This window comes from Candidatus Poriferisocius sp. (assembly GCF_965219815.1).
Taxonomy (GTDB): domain Bacteria; phylum Actinomycetota; class Acidimicrobiia; order Acidimicrobiales; family Bin134; genus Poriferisocius.
This window is the reverse complement of the sequence record NZ_OZ244791.1, coordinates 667,869-683,711: the sequence shown is the minus strand read 5'-3', so window position 1 is coordinate 683,711 and position 15,843 is coordinate 667,869. Positions and strand designations below refer to the sequence as shown.

At 63.3% G+C, this 15,843-nt stretch carries 17 protein-coding genes; all 17 read left to right on the top strand.

The window, feature by feature from the left end; all coding sequences use genetic code 11:
* The first annotated feature begins 31 nt into the window (after nucleotides 1-31).
* The 17 genes from ACOQPI_RS03395 (at nucleotide 32) to ACOQPI_RS03315 (ending at nucleotide 15,826) form a co-directional block, all read left to right on the top strand.
* The gene (locus ACOQPI_RS03395) at nucleotides 32-397 is read left to right on the top strand and encodes an NADH-quinone oxidoreductase subunit A (RefSeq protein ID WP_420618292.1); all 366 of its coding nucleotides are present in this window, start codon (nucleotides 32-34) and stop codon (nucleotides 395-397) included.
* Between the two features lie 68 nt (nucleotides 398-465).
* The gene (locus tag ACOQPI_RS03390) at nucleotides 466-966 is read left to right on the top strand and encodes an NADH-quinone oxidoreductase subunit B (RefSeq protein ID WP_420618291.1); all 501 of its coding nucleotides are present in this window, start codon (nucleotides 466-468) and stop codon (nucleotides 964-966) included.
* Nucleotides 944-1,606 (top strand): NADH-quinone oxidoreductase subunit C, encoded by a 663-nt coding sequence (locus tag ACOQPI_RS03385; protein WP_420618290.1) that lies wholly within the window; start codon nucleotides 944-946, stop codon nucleotides 1,604-1,606. Before ACOQPI_RS03390 ends, ACOQPI_RS03385 begins: the two co-directional genes overlap by 23 nt.
* Complete coding sequence (locus ACOQPI_RS03380) at nucleotides 1,603-2,781, top strand: NADH-quinone oxidoreductase subunit D (RefSeq protein WP_420618289.1); 1,179 nt, start codon at nucleotides 1,603-1,605, stop codon at nucleotides 2,779-2,781. The genes ACOQPI_RS03385 and ACOQPI_RS03380 overlap by 4 nt, the downstream gene beginning before the upstream one ends.
* A 106-nt stretch (nucleotides 2,782-2,887) precedes the next feature.
* A complete protein-coding gene (nuoH, locus tag ACOQPI_RS03375; RefSeq protein WP_420620979.1) occupies nucleotides 2,888-3,898 on the top strand; it encodes an NADH-quinone oxidoreductase subunit NuoH in 1,011 nt (336 codons plus the stop codon).
* Nucleotides 3,899-3,907: 9 nt separating this feature from the next.
* The gene (locus ACOQPI_RS03370; RefSeq protein ID WP_420618288.1) at nucleotides 3,908-4,441 is read left to right on the top strand and encodes a NuoI/complex I 23 kDa subunit family protein; all 534 of its coding nucleotides are present in this window, start codon (nucleotides 3,908-3,910) and stop codon (nucleotides 4,439-4,441) included.
* Nucleotides 4,438-4,953 carry an NADH-quinone oxidoreductase subunit J gene (locus ACOQPI_RS03365; protein WP_420618287.1) on the top strand — a complete coding sequence of 172 codons (516 nt, stop codon included), beginning with the start codon at nucleotides 4,438-4,440 and terminating at the stop codon, nucleotides 4,951-4,953. Before ACOQPI_RS03370 ends, ACOQPI_RS03365 begins: the two co-directional genes overlap by 4 nt.
* Entirely contained in the window at nucleotides 4,953-5,252 is a 300-nt protein-coding gene (gene nuoK / locus ACOQPI_RS03360; RefSeq protein ID WP_420618286.1) for an NADH-quinone oxidoreductase subunit NuoK, read from the top strand. The genes ACOQPI_RS03365 and nuoK overlap by 1 nt, the downstream gene beginning before the upstream one ends.
* A gap of 7 nt (nucleotides 5,253-5,259) precedes the next feature.
* Nucleotides 5,260-7,386: an NADH-quinone oxidoreductase subunit L gene (gene nuoL / locus ACOQPI_RS03355; RefSeq protein ID WP_420618285.1), complete on the top strand. Its 2,127-nt coding sequence runs from the start codon at nucleotides 5,260-5,262 to the stop codon at nucleotides 7,384-7,386.
* 15 nt (nucleotides 7,387-7,401) lie between these two features.
* Nucleotides 7,402-8,973 carry a complex I subunit 4 family protein gene (locus ACOQPI_RS03350; protein WP_420618284.1) on the top strand — a complete coding sequence of 524 codons (1,572 nt, stop codon included), beginning with the start codon at nucleotides 7,402-7,404 and terminating at the stop codon, nucleotides 8,971-8,973.
* Between the two features lie 9 nt (nucleotides 8,974-8,982).
* Entirely contained in the window at nucleotides 8,983-10,485 is a 1,503-nt protein-coding gene (locus ACOQPI_RS03345) for an NADH-quinone oxidoreductase subunit N (RefSeq protein ID WP_420618283.1), read from the top strand.
* 52 nt (nucleotides 10,486-10,537) lie between these two features.
* Nucleotides 10,538-10,741 (top strand): type II toxin-antitoxin system VapB family antitoxin, encoded by a 204-nt coding sequence (locus ACOQPI_RS03340; protein ID WP_420618282.1) that lies wholly within the window; start codon nucleotides 10,538-10,540, stop codon nucleotides 10,739-10,741.
* Nucleotides 10,738-11,136: a type II toxin-antitoxin system VapC family toxin gene (gene vapC / locus ACOQPI_RS03335; protein ID WP_420618281.1), complete on the top strand. Its 399-nt coding sequence runs from the start codon at nucleotides 10,738-10,740 to the stop codon at nucleotides 11,134-11,136. The genes ACOQPI_RS03340 and vapC overlap by 4 nt, the downstream gene beginning before the upstream one ends.
* Before the next feature lie 37 nt (nucleotides 11,137-11,173).
* Nucleotides 11,174-12,082: an Fpg/Nei family DNA glycosylase gene (locus tag ACOQPI_RS03330; RefSeq protein ID WP_420618280.1), complete on the top strand. Its 909-nt coding sequence runs from the start codon at nucleotides 11,174-11,176 to the stop codon at nucleotides 12,080-12,082.
* Between the two features lie 23 nt (nucleotides 12,083-12,105).
* Nucleotides 12,106-13,365, top strand: a complete 1,260-nt coding sequence (locus ACOQPI_RS03325) for an alkyl sulfatase dimerization domain-containing protein (RefSeq protein ID WP_420618279.1) — start codon at nucleotides 12,106-12,108, stop codon at nucleotides 13,363-13,365.
* Nucleotides 13,366-13,391: 26 nt separating this feature from the next.
* A complete protein-coding gene (locus tag ACOQPI_RS03320; protein WP_420618278.1) occupies nucleotides 13,392-14,336 on the top strand; it encodes an SDR family NAD(P)-dependent oxidoreductase in 945 nt (314 codons plus the stop codon).
* A 17-nt stretch (nucleotides 14,337-14,353) separates the two neighbouring features.
* Nucleotides 14,354-15,826: a sulfatase gene (locus ACOQPI_RS03315; RefSeq protein WP_420618277.1), complete on the top strand. Its 1,473-nt coding sequence runs from the start codon at nucleotides 14,354-14,356 to the stop codon at nucleotides 15,824-15,826.
* Nucleotides 15,827-15,843 lie beyond the last annotated feature (17 nt).

Below are 15,843 nucleotides of genomic sequence, written 5' to 3'. Positions count from 1 at the left end.
CGCAGAAAACGCCATCGGTAACCTTCGAGCCGTGTCGGAGTTCCTCCGCGACTACCTCCTCGTCGTTATATTCCTCGTGCTGGCAGGCGCTTTGGTCTTTGGGATGCTGGGGCTCGGCAGCCTGTTGCGGCCCTCCCGGTCGCAGCCCCAGAAATACATCACCTATGAGAGCGGCGTCGACCCCGTAGGACTGGGCTGGTCGCAGAGCAACATCCGCTACTACGTGTTCGCCCTCTTGTTCGTGATGTTCGACGTTGAGGCGGTGTTCATCTTCCCCTGGGCCACCCGGCTGGAGGCCTACGGGACATTCGGCTTGGTCGAGATGGCCATCTTCATCTTCATCCTTGCGCTGGGCCTGGTGTACGCCTGGCGCAAAGGCGTTCTTCGGTGGATTTAGGGACGACAGTGCGAGCTAGCCGGAAATCCACACTCGACAATCCGACGAAGCGCGCCGGGAGGTAAGCAGTGGGACTGGTTGCCAGCGGCAAAGCTCCAAAACCCCTGACCAAGTTGCTCAACCTCGGCCGGAAGTACTCCATCTGGATGTACCAGTGGGGCCTGGCCTGCTGCGCCATCGAGATGGGCGCGGTGATCGGCTCCCCCCGCTACGACGTCATGCGCCTCGGCGTGATCCCGTTTCCCGCCAGCCCCCGACAGGCCGACTTGGTGGTGATCTCGGGAACGGTCACCGACAAGATGGTGCCGTCCATCCTCCGTCTCTACCAGCAGATGCCCGACCCGAAGTACGTCATCTCGATGGGATCCTGCGCCAACTGCGGAGGCCCCTACTGGGACTCCTATTCGGTGACCAAGGGCGTCGATCAGATCATTCCGGTAGACGTGTACGTGCCCGGCTGTCCACCCCGACCCGAGGCCCTGCTGGAGGGCATCGTGCTGCTCCAAGAGCGCATCGGCAACGAAGATCCGGCCGTGCGGTGGCGAGGTGACCCAATTGTCGTCGACTGAAGTCGAGAACGACGCCGCCGAAACCGGGCCGCAGTCCGACGAGCGCCGGGAGGCTTGGGCTGCCCAGCTGGCCGAAGCGCTGGGCGACGGTTTCGCCGAGCACCACATCATTCCGGGCAGCGACTTGTGGGTGCGAGTGAACCGCGAATCGTGGACCGATGCGGCTACCGCCGCCCGCGACCAGCTTGATTGCCAATTCTTCGACTGGCTGTCGGCCATCGACTGGCTGCCCTCCCCCTACGGGCGGGACATGGATGCCCAGGAAGACAACCCCGAGCCCAAGGCAGCCGATCCTATGGAGCAGGGCCATGCCGGTGGCGAGACCCGGTTCCAAATGGTGATGCGCCTCTATTCCATCTCCGAGCACATGGGCATCACCATAAAGGCCGACCTTCCCGACGACGATCTGAGCATCGACACCCTGATCAGCGCTTTCCCCGGGGCCAACTGGCATGAGCGCGAGGCCTGGGAGATGTTCGGGATCCATTTCAACGGCCACCCCGATCTTCGCAACATCTACCTCCCCGGCGCTTTCGAGGGGAACCCTCTCCGCAAGGACTTCCCGCTGCTGGCCCGCCGGGTAAAGCCATGGCCCGGCATTGTGGACGTGGAGCTGTTCCCCGGCGAGGAAGGCCCATGACCGCGGTAAGCGCCGACCAGCGCCAGCAACTCGCCTACGTGGCCACCCAGGCCGCCGACGCCCGGCTGAACGTGGAGATCGAGACCGAGGGCATGACCCTCAACATCGGCCCCCAGCATCCGGCCACTCACGGCACGCTGCGGCTGGTAGCCCGCCTCGACGGCGAACAGGTAGTGGAGGCCGAGCCCATCATGGGCTACATGCACCGGGGCTACGAGAAACTGGCCGAGGTACGCACCTATCCCCAGGTCACCACGCTCATCAACCGCATCGACTGGCTGGGCAGCTTCGCCAACGAGGTGCCGTTCATCCTGGCCGCCGAAAAGCTCATGGAGGTGGAGGCGCCGCCCCGGGCTCAGTGGATTCGCACCGTGCTGTTCGAGTTGAGCCGGATCGCCAACATCACCCTGTTCCTGGGCGACATGGCAGTGCAGCTCGGGGCCCTCACCCCGGTGTTCATGGCCTTCCGAGACCGCGAGTTCGTGCTGAACCAGATCGAAGCGGCCACCGGCGGGCGCTTCCATCCCAACTTCGACCGCATCGGCGGCCTCAAAGACGACCTTCCCCAGGGCTGGATCGACGACACCAAGCAAGCCATGGAGAAGATGCGCGACTTCTGCGACGAGTTCGAGGAGCTGGTGCTGGGCAATGAGATCTTCCAGGCCCGCAGCCGGGGCATCGGCATCGTGCCCGCCGAGGTCGGGCTGTCCTACGGGCTCTCGGGCGCCAATATCCGGGCCAGCGGGGTGGATTGGGACCTGCGCCGCGACGGCCACGAGGCCCTGGCCTACGACCAGGTGGACTGGAAGGTATGGACCCACCCCGACGGCGACTCCTTCGCCCGCTACTGGGTGAGGCTCCAGGAGACCCGAGAGGCCACCCACATCGTGGATCAGCTCTTGGACGGGCTGCCCTCGGGCCCGATCATGGCCAAGGTGCCCCGCATCATCAAGGTGCCCGCCGGTGAGGCCTATGCCGCCACCGAGAACCCGCTGGGAGAGATGGGCTACTACGTGGTGAGCAAGGGTGACTTGGTGCCGTTCCGGGTCAAGATCCGCTCGGCCAGCTTCTCCAACATCTCCATCACCCCGTGGCTGCTCAAGGGCGTCTACGTGCCCGACATAATCACGATTTTGGCCAGCCTGTACTTCATCCTGGGAGACATCGACCGATGAAGACTCCCAGCAACATCATCACGATTCTGGCCAGCTTGTATTTCATCCTGGGAGACATCGACCGGTGACGGCGGCAACGGTTATGTCGGGCCTGCTGGCCGTGGAGGTGCCCTACTGGGCGTCGGCCATCATCAAAGTGGGCGTTGTCGCCTTAGTGGTACCCACTGCCGCCCTGGTGCTGGGCTATGTGTTCCTGCTGAAGATGATGAGCTTCATGCAGAGCCGGCTGGGTCCCATGGAGGCCGGCCCCTACGGCACCCTGCAACTGTTGGCCGACGGGCTGAAGTTCATCCAGAAAGAGGACATCATCCCAGCCAAGGCCGACCGGACGGTGTTCGCGCTGGCCCCGCTGGTGGTGCTGGTCTCCACCTTCTTGATCTACGTGGTGATCCCCACCGGCCCCGACGCAGTGGTGGCCCAACTAGATGTGGGCATCTTCTACGCACTGGCAGTGTCGTCGCTGTCGGTGGTGGGCATCTTGATGGCGGGCTGGGCCTCGGCCAACAAGTACGCCCTGATGGGAGGCTTGCGGGCCGCCGGCCAGCTCATCGCCTACGAGCTTCCGCTGGTACTGGCAGTGATGGGCGTGGTTATCCAGGCCGGCACCTTGGATCTGCAAAAGATCGTCACTGCCCAGGCCAACGGGGAGATCTTCGGCTGGGGCGGCATCGGTAACCCGTTCATCCTCACCCAGTTCGTGGGCTTCTTCATCTTCCTGGTGGCGGTACAGGCCGAAACTACCCAGCCGCCGTTCGACATGCCGGTGGCCGAGTCGGAGATCGTGGGCGGCTACCAAGTGGAGTACACCGGCTTCCGATTCCTGTTCTTCTTCATGGGCGAGTTCGGCACCGCTTTTGCCTTTGCTGCGCTGGCCGCAGTTCTGTTCCTGGGCGGCTGGGCCCTACCGTGGGGCGACCTCACCCACTGGGGGTTCAACATCGCCGGACCGGTCATCATGCTGGTGAAGGTTCTGGCTGTGGCCGCGCTGATTTTTTGGTTCCGTTTCACCTATCCGCGGCTGCGAGAGGACCAGCTTCAGCGCCTCGCCTGGAAGTTCCTCATCCCGTTGTCACTGGTGAACATCGTTATCACCGGTATTTTCAAGGTCGTTTTGTAGGAGCTTGCCATGGCACTGGTACCAGGAATGATCACGGGGCTGAAGGTCACCGCCCGCACCATGTTCCGAACCCTGTTCGGCGACGGCCCCCCGGTGGTGCCCGCCCCCTCCAAGCACTCCCACACCGTGCAGTACCCCCACGTCAAGGAGATGCCCGCCGACCGGGCCCGAGGGGTGATCGCCCTCCACGAGGAGAACTGCACCGCCTGCATGCTGTGCGCCCGCGAGTGTCCCGACTGGTGCATCTACATCGAGGGTCACAAGTACCTGGCGCCGCCGCGCCGGGAGGGGGGGAAGCCCCGCCAGAAGAACGCGCTCGACCGCTTCGACATCGACTACGCCCTGTGCATGTATTGCGGCATCTGCGTGGAGGTATGCCCGTTCGAGGCGCTGTTCTGGAGCCCCGAGTACGAGTACTCCGAGCCCCGCATCGCCGACTTGCTCCACGACAAGGAGCGCCTCAGCGAGTGGATGGACACCGTTCCCGACTTTGAGCCCTATGAGCCCGGATCCGAGCAGAAGGTGTTGAAGGTTCCCCGGTGATTGCCGAGCACGTCGCCTTCGGGATTATCGCCGCGGTGATGGTGGCCTCCGCCCTGCGGGTGGTGACCACCCGCGACATCGTCCACGCCGCCCTGTACCTGGTGATCGTGCTGGCCGGAGTAGCCGCCCTGTTCTTGCTGGTGGGGGCCGAGTTCACCGGCATCACCCAGGTGCTCATCTACATCGGTGCGGTGATCGTGCTGTTCTTGTTCGGGATCATGCTCACCCGGACCGACTTCGACCAGGACGAGGAGACCGACCACAAGCGAAAGTTCCCCGCCATACTCACTGCCCTTCTCCTGTTGGCGGTGATGATCGGCGCGCTGGTGGATCGCTTCGAAGATGTGAAGCTGGACGCCAACCTGCCCGGCGGCCAAACCCCGCAGACCACCGCGCAGGTGTCCGACGAGCTGTTCTCCCAGTACATCGTGCCCTTCGAAGCGGTATCGGTGCTGTTGTTGGCCGCCCTCATCGGTGCCATCGTGATCGCCCGCCGAGAGGAGGGCGGCTGATGTATTTGAACGAGATGCTCCTTTTGGGCGCGGTGTTGTTCTGCATCGGGGTTTACGGCGTGCTGGCCCGCCGCAACGGCGTGCTGGTGCTCATGTCCATCGAACTCATCTTGAACGCGGTGAACATCAACCTGGTGGCCTTCGGGGCGTTCCACGACACGGTCCAGGGCCAGATCTTCGCCCTGTTCGTGATCACCGTGGCCGCCGCCGAGGTGGGAATCGGCCTGGCCATCGTGCTGCTGTTGTACCGGAACCGTCGATCCATCGACTTGGACCAAGTCGATCTGATGAAGGGGTGATGGTCTGGTGCTGAGCGCGAACATCGCCGCCGCTGAAACTGCGGGCAAGGCCGTCGCCGCCTCCGGCTGGTTCCTGGAGAATGCCTGGCTCATCTGGCTATTCCCCGCCGTCTCGTTCCTGCTGATCCTGCTGTTCGGCAAGCGTTTCCCCCGAGGGGGCTCTGAGATCGGCATCGCCGCCGTGGGCGCCTCCTTCGTCTTCAGCCTGCTCACCGCCATCCAGTGGATCAGCGAGGTGGAGGGCGGCGCGGGCGGCGCGCTCACCCAGTCGATCACCTGGCTCACCAACGATGGCCAAGCCATCGGCGCGGGCATCATGATCGACGGCCTGGCAGTGATGATGATCTTCGTGGTCACCGTGGTGTCGCTGCTGGTGCACATCTACTCCACCGACTATGTGGCCGGCGACCGCCGCTACACCCACTTCTTCGCCTTCCTGAGCTTGTTCACCGCGTCGATGCTCTTCTTCGTCACCGCCTCCACCACCCTCCAGATGCTGGTGGGCTGGGAGCTGGTCGGGGTGTGCTCGTTCGTTCTGATCGGCCATTGGTGGGAGGAGAAGGACAACTCCGACGCCGCCCTCAAGGCCTTCTTCACCAACCGAGTGGGCGACATGGGCCTCATCATCGGGGTGTCGATTCTGTTCTTCGGCGCGGGCACCTTCAGTGTGATCGGAGTGAACGAGGCCGCCATCACCGGCAGCATGAGCCACACGGTCACGCTGGCCGCTGCTCTCTGCCTCACCGCCGCGGTCATCTCCAAGTCGGGGCAGTTCTTCCTCCACACCTGGCTGCCCGACGCCATGGCCGGGCCCACCCCGGTGTCGGCCCTCATCCACGCCGCCACCATGGTGGTGGCCGGCATCTTCATGGTGGCCCGGCTCTACGGGGTGTTCTTCGAGGGCTTCTCCATCGGCGGTTCCAGCATCAACACGCTGGCCCTCATCGGCGGCTTGACCACCCTGGTGGGCGCCACCCTGGCCTTCGTTCAAAACGACATCAAGCGAGTGCTGGCCTATTCCACCGTCTCCCAGCTGGGTTACATGGTGCTGGCCCTGGGCGTGGGGGCATGGACCGCGGCCCTGTTCCACCTGTTCACCCACGCCTTCTTCAAGGCCTGCCTGTTCCTGGGCTCGGGCTCGGTCAGCCACGCCGTGCACTCCTTCGACATGAAGAAGGACATGGGCGGCCTGCGCAAGGCCATGCCCCACACCTACCGCACGTTCATGATCGGCACGGTGGCGCTGGCCGGGTTGCCCATACTGTCGGGATTCTGGTCGAAGGACGAGATTCTGGTGGGCACCGGCGGCTGGGGCCTGTTCGGCGGCACCGGGGGCAACGGGGCCTACACCGTGATGCTGGCCATGGGCATGATCACCGCGGCGCTCACCGGGGCCTACATGACCCGGGTGGTGTACCTCACCTTCTTCGGCGAGTTCCGGGGCCACGGCACCCCCCATGAGTCTGGCCCCCGGATCACCGTCCCGCTGTGGATCTTGGGCGGGTTGGCCATTGTGGCCGGTTTCATCAACTTCCCGGCCGGCTTCCAGCTCGTTCCCGCGTCATGGGAGGAGAAGTTCCTCCATTGGGTGGAGCCCGTCGGCGTGAGCTACTTCCCGGCCATCAAGCACGCCACCCCGTCGTGGACGCTGGCCATCGTGTCGGTGATCGTGGCCCTGATCGGCATCGGCGCCGCCTACTATTACTACTTCGTCCGGGTTCGGGCGGTGAGCCCCGTCGCCACCGAACTGCCCGATGGCCCCACTTCGAGATCGGCAGTGGCCCGTCTCGGCCATCGAATCCTTGTCAACAAGTACTACCTCGACTGGCTGTACACCACCGTGATTGTCGGCTTCGTCAAAGGACCATTGGCCAAGGCGGCCTATTGGACCAACCAGAACGTGATCGACCGGGTGGTTAATGAGGCCGGCACCCGCTCAGTGCAGGCCGGCGAAATCGTCTACCACAAGGTTGACCAGCTGGTGGTGGACGGAATCGTCAACGCCACCGGGAAGATCTCCGACAGCTCGGGGGAGGAGCTGCGCCGCATCCAAACCGGCAAGGTGCAGCAGTACGCCGCCATCATGTTCGCCGCCGCCACCATCCTGGCCGGCATCTTCATCATCGTCATCTAGGGAGCGCACATACATATGGGTGAATTTCTCAACGACTGGGGGCTGAGTATCCCGACGTTCCTGCCGATCATCGGCGCGGCCGTCATGCTGCTCATCCCCAAGGACCGAGAGCAGCTTCACAAGCTGATCGCCTTGGCCACCACCTTGGCGGTGGCCGTCTTCGGCTTGCTGCTGTTGATCCAGTTCATCGACAACGACAACTTCGGCGCCCTCAACTTCGTGGTGGACAAGGGCTGGATAGACGTCATCGACTCCCGCTACATCATGGGCGTCGACGGCATCTCCCTGCCGCTGATGCTGCTCACCATGCTGATCGTGCCCTTGTGCGTGATCTACTCCTGGAACCACTTCCCCGAACCGCACAACCCCAAAGCGTTCTTGATCCTGCTGCTCATCCTGGAAACCGGGATGATCGGCACTTTTGCGGCCCAAGACCTGATCCTGTTCTTCGTGTTCTTCGAAGTGGTGCTTTTGCCCATGTACTTCATGATCGGGGTGTGGGGCGGCGAGAACCGGCGCTACGCCGCCATCAAGTTCTTCTTATTCACCCTGTTCGGCTCAGCGCTGATGCTGGTGAGCTTCTTGGCCCTGTACTTCTTGGCCGATGCCGGTACCTTCGACATGCGGCTGCTGCCCGAGGCGGCCGCCGGCATCGCCAAGTCGTCGCAAGTCTGGGTATTCGGCGGCATGTTCCTGGGATTCGGCATCAAGGTGCCCATGTTCCCGTTCCACACCTGGCTGCCGGATGCCCACACCGAGGCCCCCACAGTGGGGTCAGTGATCCTGGCCGCGGTGCTGTTAAAGCTGGGCACCTACGGATTCGTCCGCATCGCCATCCCCATCCTGCCCGAGGCCGCCGCCGAGTGGGCCCCGTTCATCGGGCTGCTGGCGGTGATCGGGATCATCTACGGCGCATTGGGCTGTTTGGCCCAGCGGGACTTGAAACGGCTGGTGGCGTTCTCGTCGGTGGCCCACATGGGCTTCGTGATGCTGGGCATCGCCACCCTCACCGACTTCGGCATCAACGCCGCGGTGTTCGGAATGGTGGCCCACGGGCTCATCACCGGGATGCTCTTCTTCTTGGCCGGATCAGTGAAGGAGCGCTACCACACCCTGGACATGTCCCGGCTGGGCGGCTTGCTGGTGCAGGCCCCCCGCATGGGCTGGATCCTCGGGTTCTGCGCCATGGCCTCGCTGGGACTGCCCGGCCTGGCCGGATTCTGGGGCGAGTTCCCCGCCATCTTGGCCTCCTACAATCCCGCTGCCGTGCTGTCTGAGGAGACCTTCCGGTCGTACATGGTCATCGCTGCGCTGGGCACGGTGCTGGCCGCTGGCTATCTGCTGTGGATGCTCCAGAAGACCGCCTTCGGCAATCCTCGTGAGGAATTTGCCAACGACCCCCATGTGCATGACGCCACTATTTCGGAGTACATGGCTTGGGCCCCTCTGCTCATCCTGATCCTGGTGCTGGGCGTGTACCCCCACCTGCTGTTCGGGGCCACCGATCCCGCAGTGATCAAATCACTTAGCGACTGTCTGGACTCCGCCACCAGCGGAGCTTGCTTCGACGCGGCAGCCGGAAAGTAGCCAGATCTGATGCTCTCGTCCCTGCCTTCGATCGTCGGCTTCGTCCGACCCGACATCGATTGGCACGCCGTCGCGCCCGAGCTCACCCTGCTGGGGGTTGGCGCGGTGGTCACCCTGCTCGACATTGTGCTGTTGGAGCGGGGACGGGCCTACACCTCGGCGCTTGCCGGCATCGGGCTGCTGGTGGCGTTGATTCCGATCGTGACCCTGGCCGCCGACGGCACCACCCGGGAGATGTTCGGCGGAGCCTTCGTGGTGGACGACTTCGCCCTCATCCTGAAGGCCATGTTCATCGTGGTGGCCTACATCGTGGTGCTGTTGTCCACCAATTACATCGCCGAGGGCGACTACTGGGAGAACGAGTACTACGGCCTTCTTTTGGCATCGGTGATGGGCATGGTGTTGATGGCCTCGGCTCGCGATTTGGTGACCATCTTCGTGGCCCTGGAACTGCTGTCGATTCCCGCCTACCTGATGGCCGCGTGGCGCAAGGCCGACCCCAGGAGCAACGAGGCCGGACTCAAGTACTACCTGATGGGAGTGTTCGCCTCGGCCATCATGCTCTACGGCATGTCGCTGCTGTTCGGGCTGGCCGGCGACACCCGCCTGTCGGCCATCTCCGACGCGGTGTCGGGCGGCGACGCCAACCCGGTGGTCATCCTGGGCATCATCTTCGTGATCGTCGGATTCGCCTTCAAGGTGTCGGGCTTCCCGTTCCACACCTGGGCGCCCGACACCTACGAGGGCGCCCCCACCCCGGTGACCGCCTTCTTGGCCGTGGCCTCCAAGGCGGCCGGTTTCGTGGCCCTCATGCAGTTGGTACACGCCGGCTTCCCCGGGCGGGACGATGTCTACCAACCGCTGCTGTGGATCCTGGCCGTGGGCTCGATGACCGCCGGCAACCTCATCGCCCTGCGCCAGGAGAACATCGTGCGCCTCATGGCCTATTCCGGGGTGTCGCAGGCCGGGTTCATGCTGGCCCCCCTGGCGGTGGCTGGCGACATCGGCGGCGACGCCCTCTCCGCAGTGATCATCTACGTGCTGATCTACGCGGCCATGAACCTGGGCGCCTTCGCGGTGATCATCGCCGTGGCCCGCCGCACCGCCTCCGGCAGCATTAGCTCGTACGCCGGGCTGTTCAAGTACGCCCCGGGCATGACCATTCTCATGACCATCTTCCTGTTCTCCCTGGCCGGGATTCCCCCGCTGGGCGGCTGGTTCGCCAAGTTCGCCGTGTTCCGGGCCGTGGTGGAAGCCGACACCGGCTGGGGCTATTCCCTGGCCGCCATCGCCGCAGTGAACTCGGTGATCGCGCTGTTCTACTACGCCAAAGTGGCCCGCATGATGTGGTTCGAGGACGTCCCCGAAGAGGCCGACACCTCGTCCCTGCGGGTGCCCCCCTCCCTTGTCGCTGCCCTCGGTCTCACCGCGGCGGCCACCCTCCTGTTCGGTATCTACCCCGCCGCCATCACCCACTTCACCGAAGGCACCCTCATCGCCCTGCCCTATTGAGCCCATGGGAATTGAGGCTCAATTTGGTGTATTGGAGGTGTATGCTCCATTCATGGCCCGGACGAATATCGATATCGACGAGGAGGCTTGCGCTGAGGTCATGCGGCGCTACCAGCTGCGGACCAAGCGGGAAGCCGTCAACTTTGCCCTGAACCAGCTGGTCGTCAAACCATTCACGGTGGAAGAAGCTCTTCAAATGCGGGGAGCCGGATGGGAGGGCGACCTTGACGAAATGCGGACCACAGAAGTCTGGTGATTCTGGTCGACTCCTCGGTGTGGGTGGAATACTTGAGAGACACAGGGAGCAGTGCCTGCATAAGGCTTGACGACCTACTGGCCGAGAAGGCCGAGTTGGCCATCACCGACGCGGTGAGATTGGAAGTCCTGGCCGGTGCTCGTGATGACATCCACGAGCGCAGACTCCGACGCCTCTTGGCCCGAGCCGCAATTCTCCCCACCTATCCAGCGCACTACGACCACGCCGCTTCGGTCTATCGGTCATGTCGCAGGAGGGGAGAGACCATCCGCAAGTTGTTGGACTGCTTGATCGCCGCGGTGGCTATTCAATCTGGGGTTCCGGTTCTCCATGCCGACAGCGACTTCGATGCCATGGCCCGCCATACCGACTTGGAAATCGTGCCCTTGTCCTAGCCTTACTTCGTGACCGCCGCAGGCCGGACGCGCTGACATGCCTGAGCTACCTGATGTTGTGGTTTATCTGGAGGCGCTGGACCGACATGTGGTGGGCCGAGAACTGCGCAGGATTCGAGTAGTCGGCGTCAGCCTGCTTCAGACGTTTGACCCTCCGATCAGTGCGGCTGAGGGGCGAATGGTGGTCGGCACTAGGCGGATGGGCAAGCGGCTGGTGCTGGAACTGGGCGGGGCTGATGAATTGTTCTTGGTGATCCACTTGATGGTGGCGGGGCGGTTGCGGTGGCGGGATGAGGTGGGGGCCAAGCCGCCGGGGAAGATTGGTCTGGCCGCCTTCGACTTCGACCACGGCACCCTGGTGCTCACCGAGGCCAGCAAGCGCAAGAAGGCGTCGCTGTGGCTGGTCCGGGGCGCCGACGCGCTGGTCGAACAGCACGACCGAGGCGGGGTGGAACCACTGGAAGTGGACGAGGCCGAGTTTCGTGACGCCCTGACGGGCCGCAACCGCACTCTGAAGCGGGCCCTTTGCGATCCCACTGTGTTCAGCGGTATCGGCAACGCTTACAGCGACGAGCTCTTGTTCCACGCTGGACTGTCCCCGGTGCAGCGCACCGGCAACCTCGACAACGAGGAGGTTGCCCGGCTCTATGAGGCCACCCGAACCACGCTGGTCGACTGGACTGAGCGCCACCGCCAAGCAGTGGGCGACGGCTTCCCCGACAAGGTCACCGCCTTCCACGACGACATGGCCGTCCACGGCAAGTACGGCCAACCCTGTCCGGTATGCGGGGTTGCCGTCCAGCGGATCGTCTATGCCGACAACGAGGTCAACTACTGCCCCCAGTGCCAGACCGACGGCCGCATCCTGGCCGACCGCTCCCTGTCCCGCCTCCTCAAAGACGACTGGCCCCGCAGCATCGAAGACCTCGAGGAGGAAATGGGATGATCGACGTGAGTCAACATCAGAGAATGGATTTCCAGATGCGCACACCGATTTACCGATCCCGCCCGGTGGATCCCACCCCGGCAAGATTCGGCCGCTGTGAGCGGATCAACGACTTCGTGGTGATGTCGGAGGGATTCTCCAACGTCTATCTCCTGGAAACCGCGGGAGCCAGCGTGCTGGTCAACTCGGGCATGGGGATGGAGGCACCAGTCCACCATCGCAACCTCTCATCGCACTCCGATGCCCCCATCGGACATCTAATTTTCACCCAGGGGCATGTGGACCACGTCGGGGGGACGGCCTTCTTCCGAGAGCTCTACCCCGGCCTCCAGGTGATTGCCCAAAGCGGGAACCTCGAGCATCAGAGCTACGAGAATCGCCTGGCCTGGTTTCGGGCCCGACGGGCTGGGTTCGCCTTTGATGACGAGTTCGCGGCCATAAACCGCGAATACCGCGATCACGGATACACCGATTTCAACCCGCAAGATGCCCCCACTCCCGATGTGCTGTTCGACGACCGGCTGGAACTCAACGTGGGCGGGCTGGACGTCGTGCTCATCGGATGCCCCGGCGCGGAGACCAACGATTCGCTGATCGTCTGGCTCCCGCAACACCGCATCTGCCTCACCGGCAACCTGTTCGGCTGCCCCTTCGGTCACTTCCCCAATCTGTCCACCATTCGGGGCGATCGCTACCGCGACGCCCTGGTTTGCGCCCAGGCGGCTCAGACGGTGCTCGACCTCGCACCGGCGATGATCCTCTACGGGCATCACGCTCCGGTTGTCGGCCAGGACGTAATCGAAGCCGAGCTGACCGCCTTTCGCGATGGAACTCTCTACGTACACGACGAAACCGTGAAGGGGATGAACCAGGGCAAAGACGTCCGCACGCTCATGCGGGAGATCTCACTGCCCCCGGAACTGGAGCTGGGAGAGGGCTACGGCAAGGTGTCGTGGGGGGTGCGCTCAATCTGGGAGCACTACAGCGGCTGGTTCCACGCCGAATCCACCACGGAGCTTTACGACATCGGCCCCCGGTCGGTGGACGCCGACTTGGTGGAGCTAGCCGGCCCCGACCAGATAGTTGATCGAGCCGGCCAGAAACTGGCGGCCGACCACCCCGAAGAAGCACTCCACTTGCTCGACATCGTTCTCGGCCATAGCCCCGATCATGCCGATGCCCGAAAATTGTCCCGCCAAGTCCACCAGCGCTTGCTCGAGCAGTCCGAGAACATGTGGCTGACTCGATGGCTCAAGCACCAGCTGAAGTTGCTAGACAACTGAGCAGCCACCAAGGAGAGAAGTTGCCGATGAGTTCATTCAAGCGAGAGTCCACCGCCGAAGAGGTCGTTGACGGGCTTGACCTGTCGGGCCAGGTCTTCATGATCACTGGCACAACCAGCGGGCTCGGTGAGGAGTCAGCCCGAGTGCTGGCCGCTCGCGGGGCCCGGGTGGCCATGCTGGCTCGGAATCCCGAGGCCAATCTCGAGGCCGCCGACCGCATTCGCTCATCGGTACCCGATGCCAACCTGTCGACGCACCAATTGGACCTCTCTGATCTGTCCAGCGTGGAGAGCTTCGCCGCCGAAGCAGCCGACCAGTTCGACCGCATCGACGTGCTGATGAACAACGCGGGGGTGATGTGCTGCCCATTCGGCCAAACCTCCGACGGCTTCGAGATGCAGTTCGGCACCAACCACCTGGGTCACTTCGCTTTAACGGCCCGGCTGATGCCGCTGCTGCACCAGGCTGACAATCCCCGGGTGGTCACCCTGTCGTCCGGTGGGCACCGCATCTCCGATGTCGACCTCGACGACCCCAACTTTGAGCACACCCCCTACGACCCCTGGGTGGCCTATGGCCGGTCGAAGACCGCCAACATCCATTTCGCCGCCGAGTTGGCTCGGCGCTTCGATGGTGAATTGCTCTCGCTGTCGGTCCATCCCGGCGCGATCCCCACCAAGCTGGGCCGCCACATGACCAAGGAGATGATCGAGGGCATGAGAGACCGGGCCAAAGCCAGTTCGTCCTCAGGCCAAGGCCTCCAATACAAGACCCTGGAGTCAGGCGCCGCCACCCAGGTATGGGCGGCTACCGCTCCCGAACTAACCGACCACAACGGCAAGTATCTGGCCGACTGCAACGTGGCCGAGCCGGGAACGGGCGAAATCGGCTACGCCCCCCACATCTACAACCCGCCCACTGAAACCGCTCTCTGGAAACTGAGCGAGCACCTAGTCGGCTCGTCGGCCTGAAAAGGGAGGTCCTGCCAATGGCTGACCAAGATGGAAACGGCGCAGCACCCAATGTGTTGCTGATCACGACAGATCAACATCGTTGGGATTGGCTTGGGTGCCACGGCACACCTGGGGTTGTGACCCCTCACCTCGACGCGTTGGCGGGGCGCGGTACCAGGATCACCGGCCACGTCACCAATTCGTCGGTATGCGTACCGGCGCGGATCGGGCTGGCTACCGGGAGGACTCCGCTGTCAATCGGGGTGGAATCCAACAATGACGTACTCGACCTCGCCCTGCCGACGTATTACCAGCAGCTTCGCGATGCCGGCTACCAGGTCGGTGTAGTCGGCAAGCTCGACCTCGACAAAGGAGATTTTCAACACGGTTCCCGCGGCGATCGCCCCAAGGCATACCGCTGGGGGTTCACCCATCCCATTGAGACGCTGGGCAAGATAATCGCCGGCCTCCCTCACGCCAACGCACCCTCTGGCCCTTACAACATGTGGCTTCAAGAACAAGGTATCTGGGAGGGCTTTCGAGATGATTACACCGCCCGCGTCCAGGAGATATTTGCCGGCCGCGCGGGGTTCGGGGGCGAGAAATCGCTGTCCGATCTGTGGTACCGAGACTCCGTGCTGCCAACCGAGGCATGGATGGACAACTGGATCGGCCGAAAGGCGTGTGAATGGCTCGAAGAAGTGCCTATTGGATTTCCCTGGCACCTCTATGTCAGCTTCTGCGGGCCTCACGACCCGTTTGACCCGCCGAGGGAGTTCGGAGAGCAATTTCGCGACGCCGATGTCCCTGAACCCGTGCTCGACGAAGGTACACCCCGGACCAAGAGATTCGGCCAGTCACAGTCTGCTCTCCCCCCGGATGAGTTGATGAAGGCCCGCCGCCAGTACACCGCAGAAATGGCCGCCATCGACATCCAAATCGGCGAAATCCTGGCCACGTTGGACGCGATCGGCCAGACCGACAACACCATCGTGATGTTCACTGCTGACCACGGCGAGATGCTGGGCGATCACCGCCTCTTCCAGAAGCACTACGGCTACGAACCGTCGATGCGGATTCCGATGATCGCGGCCGGACCCGGAATCTCCCCAGGGGTCAGCAATGCGCTGACCGAGCTCGTTGACGTGACGGCCACGATTCTCGACTACACCAGCACTGAGATAGCGGGAATCGACGGCCGCTCACTTCGCCCGATCTTCGAGCAACCCGAGGCTCAAGTCCGGGATGCCACTACCTGTACCGAGCACCAGCATCGAACGATCCGCACCGACCAGTGGAAGTACATACACAACGTCCACTCTCCTGATGACCCTCACGAGCTCTACAACCTGCTTGAAGATCCTGACGAGACCACGAACCTGATCGACTCTGAGCCCTCTATCGCAGAGGACCTTCTCCAAGGACTGGTCGAGTTGCTGGGCGCTGAAAAGGTATTGGCCCCAACTGAGGCGGAGGCAGCTGGGTTCCTAGTCGCCGAGGGCCAATAGGGAATCGATTAGCTGAT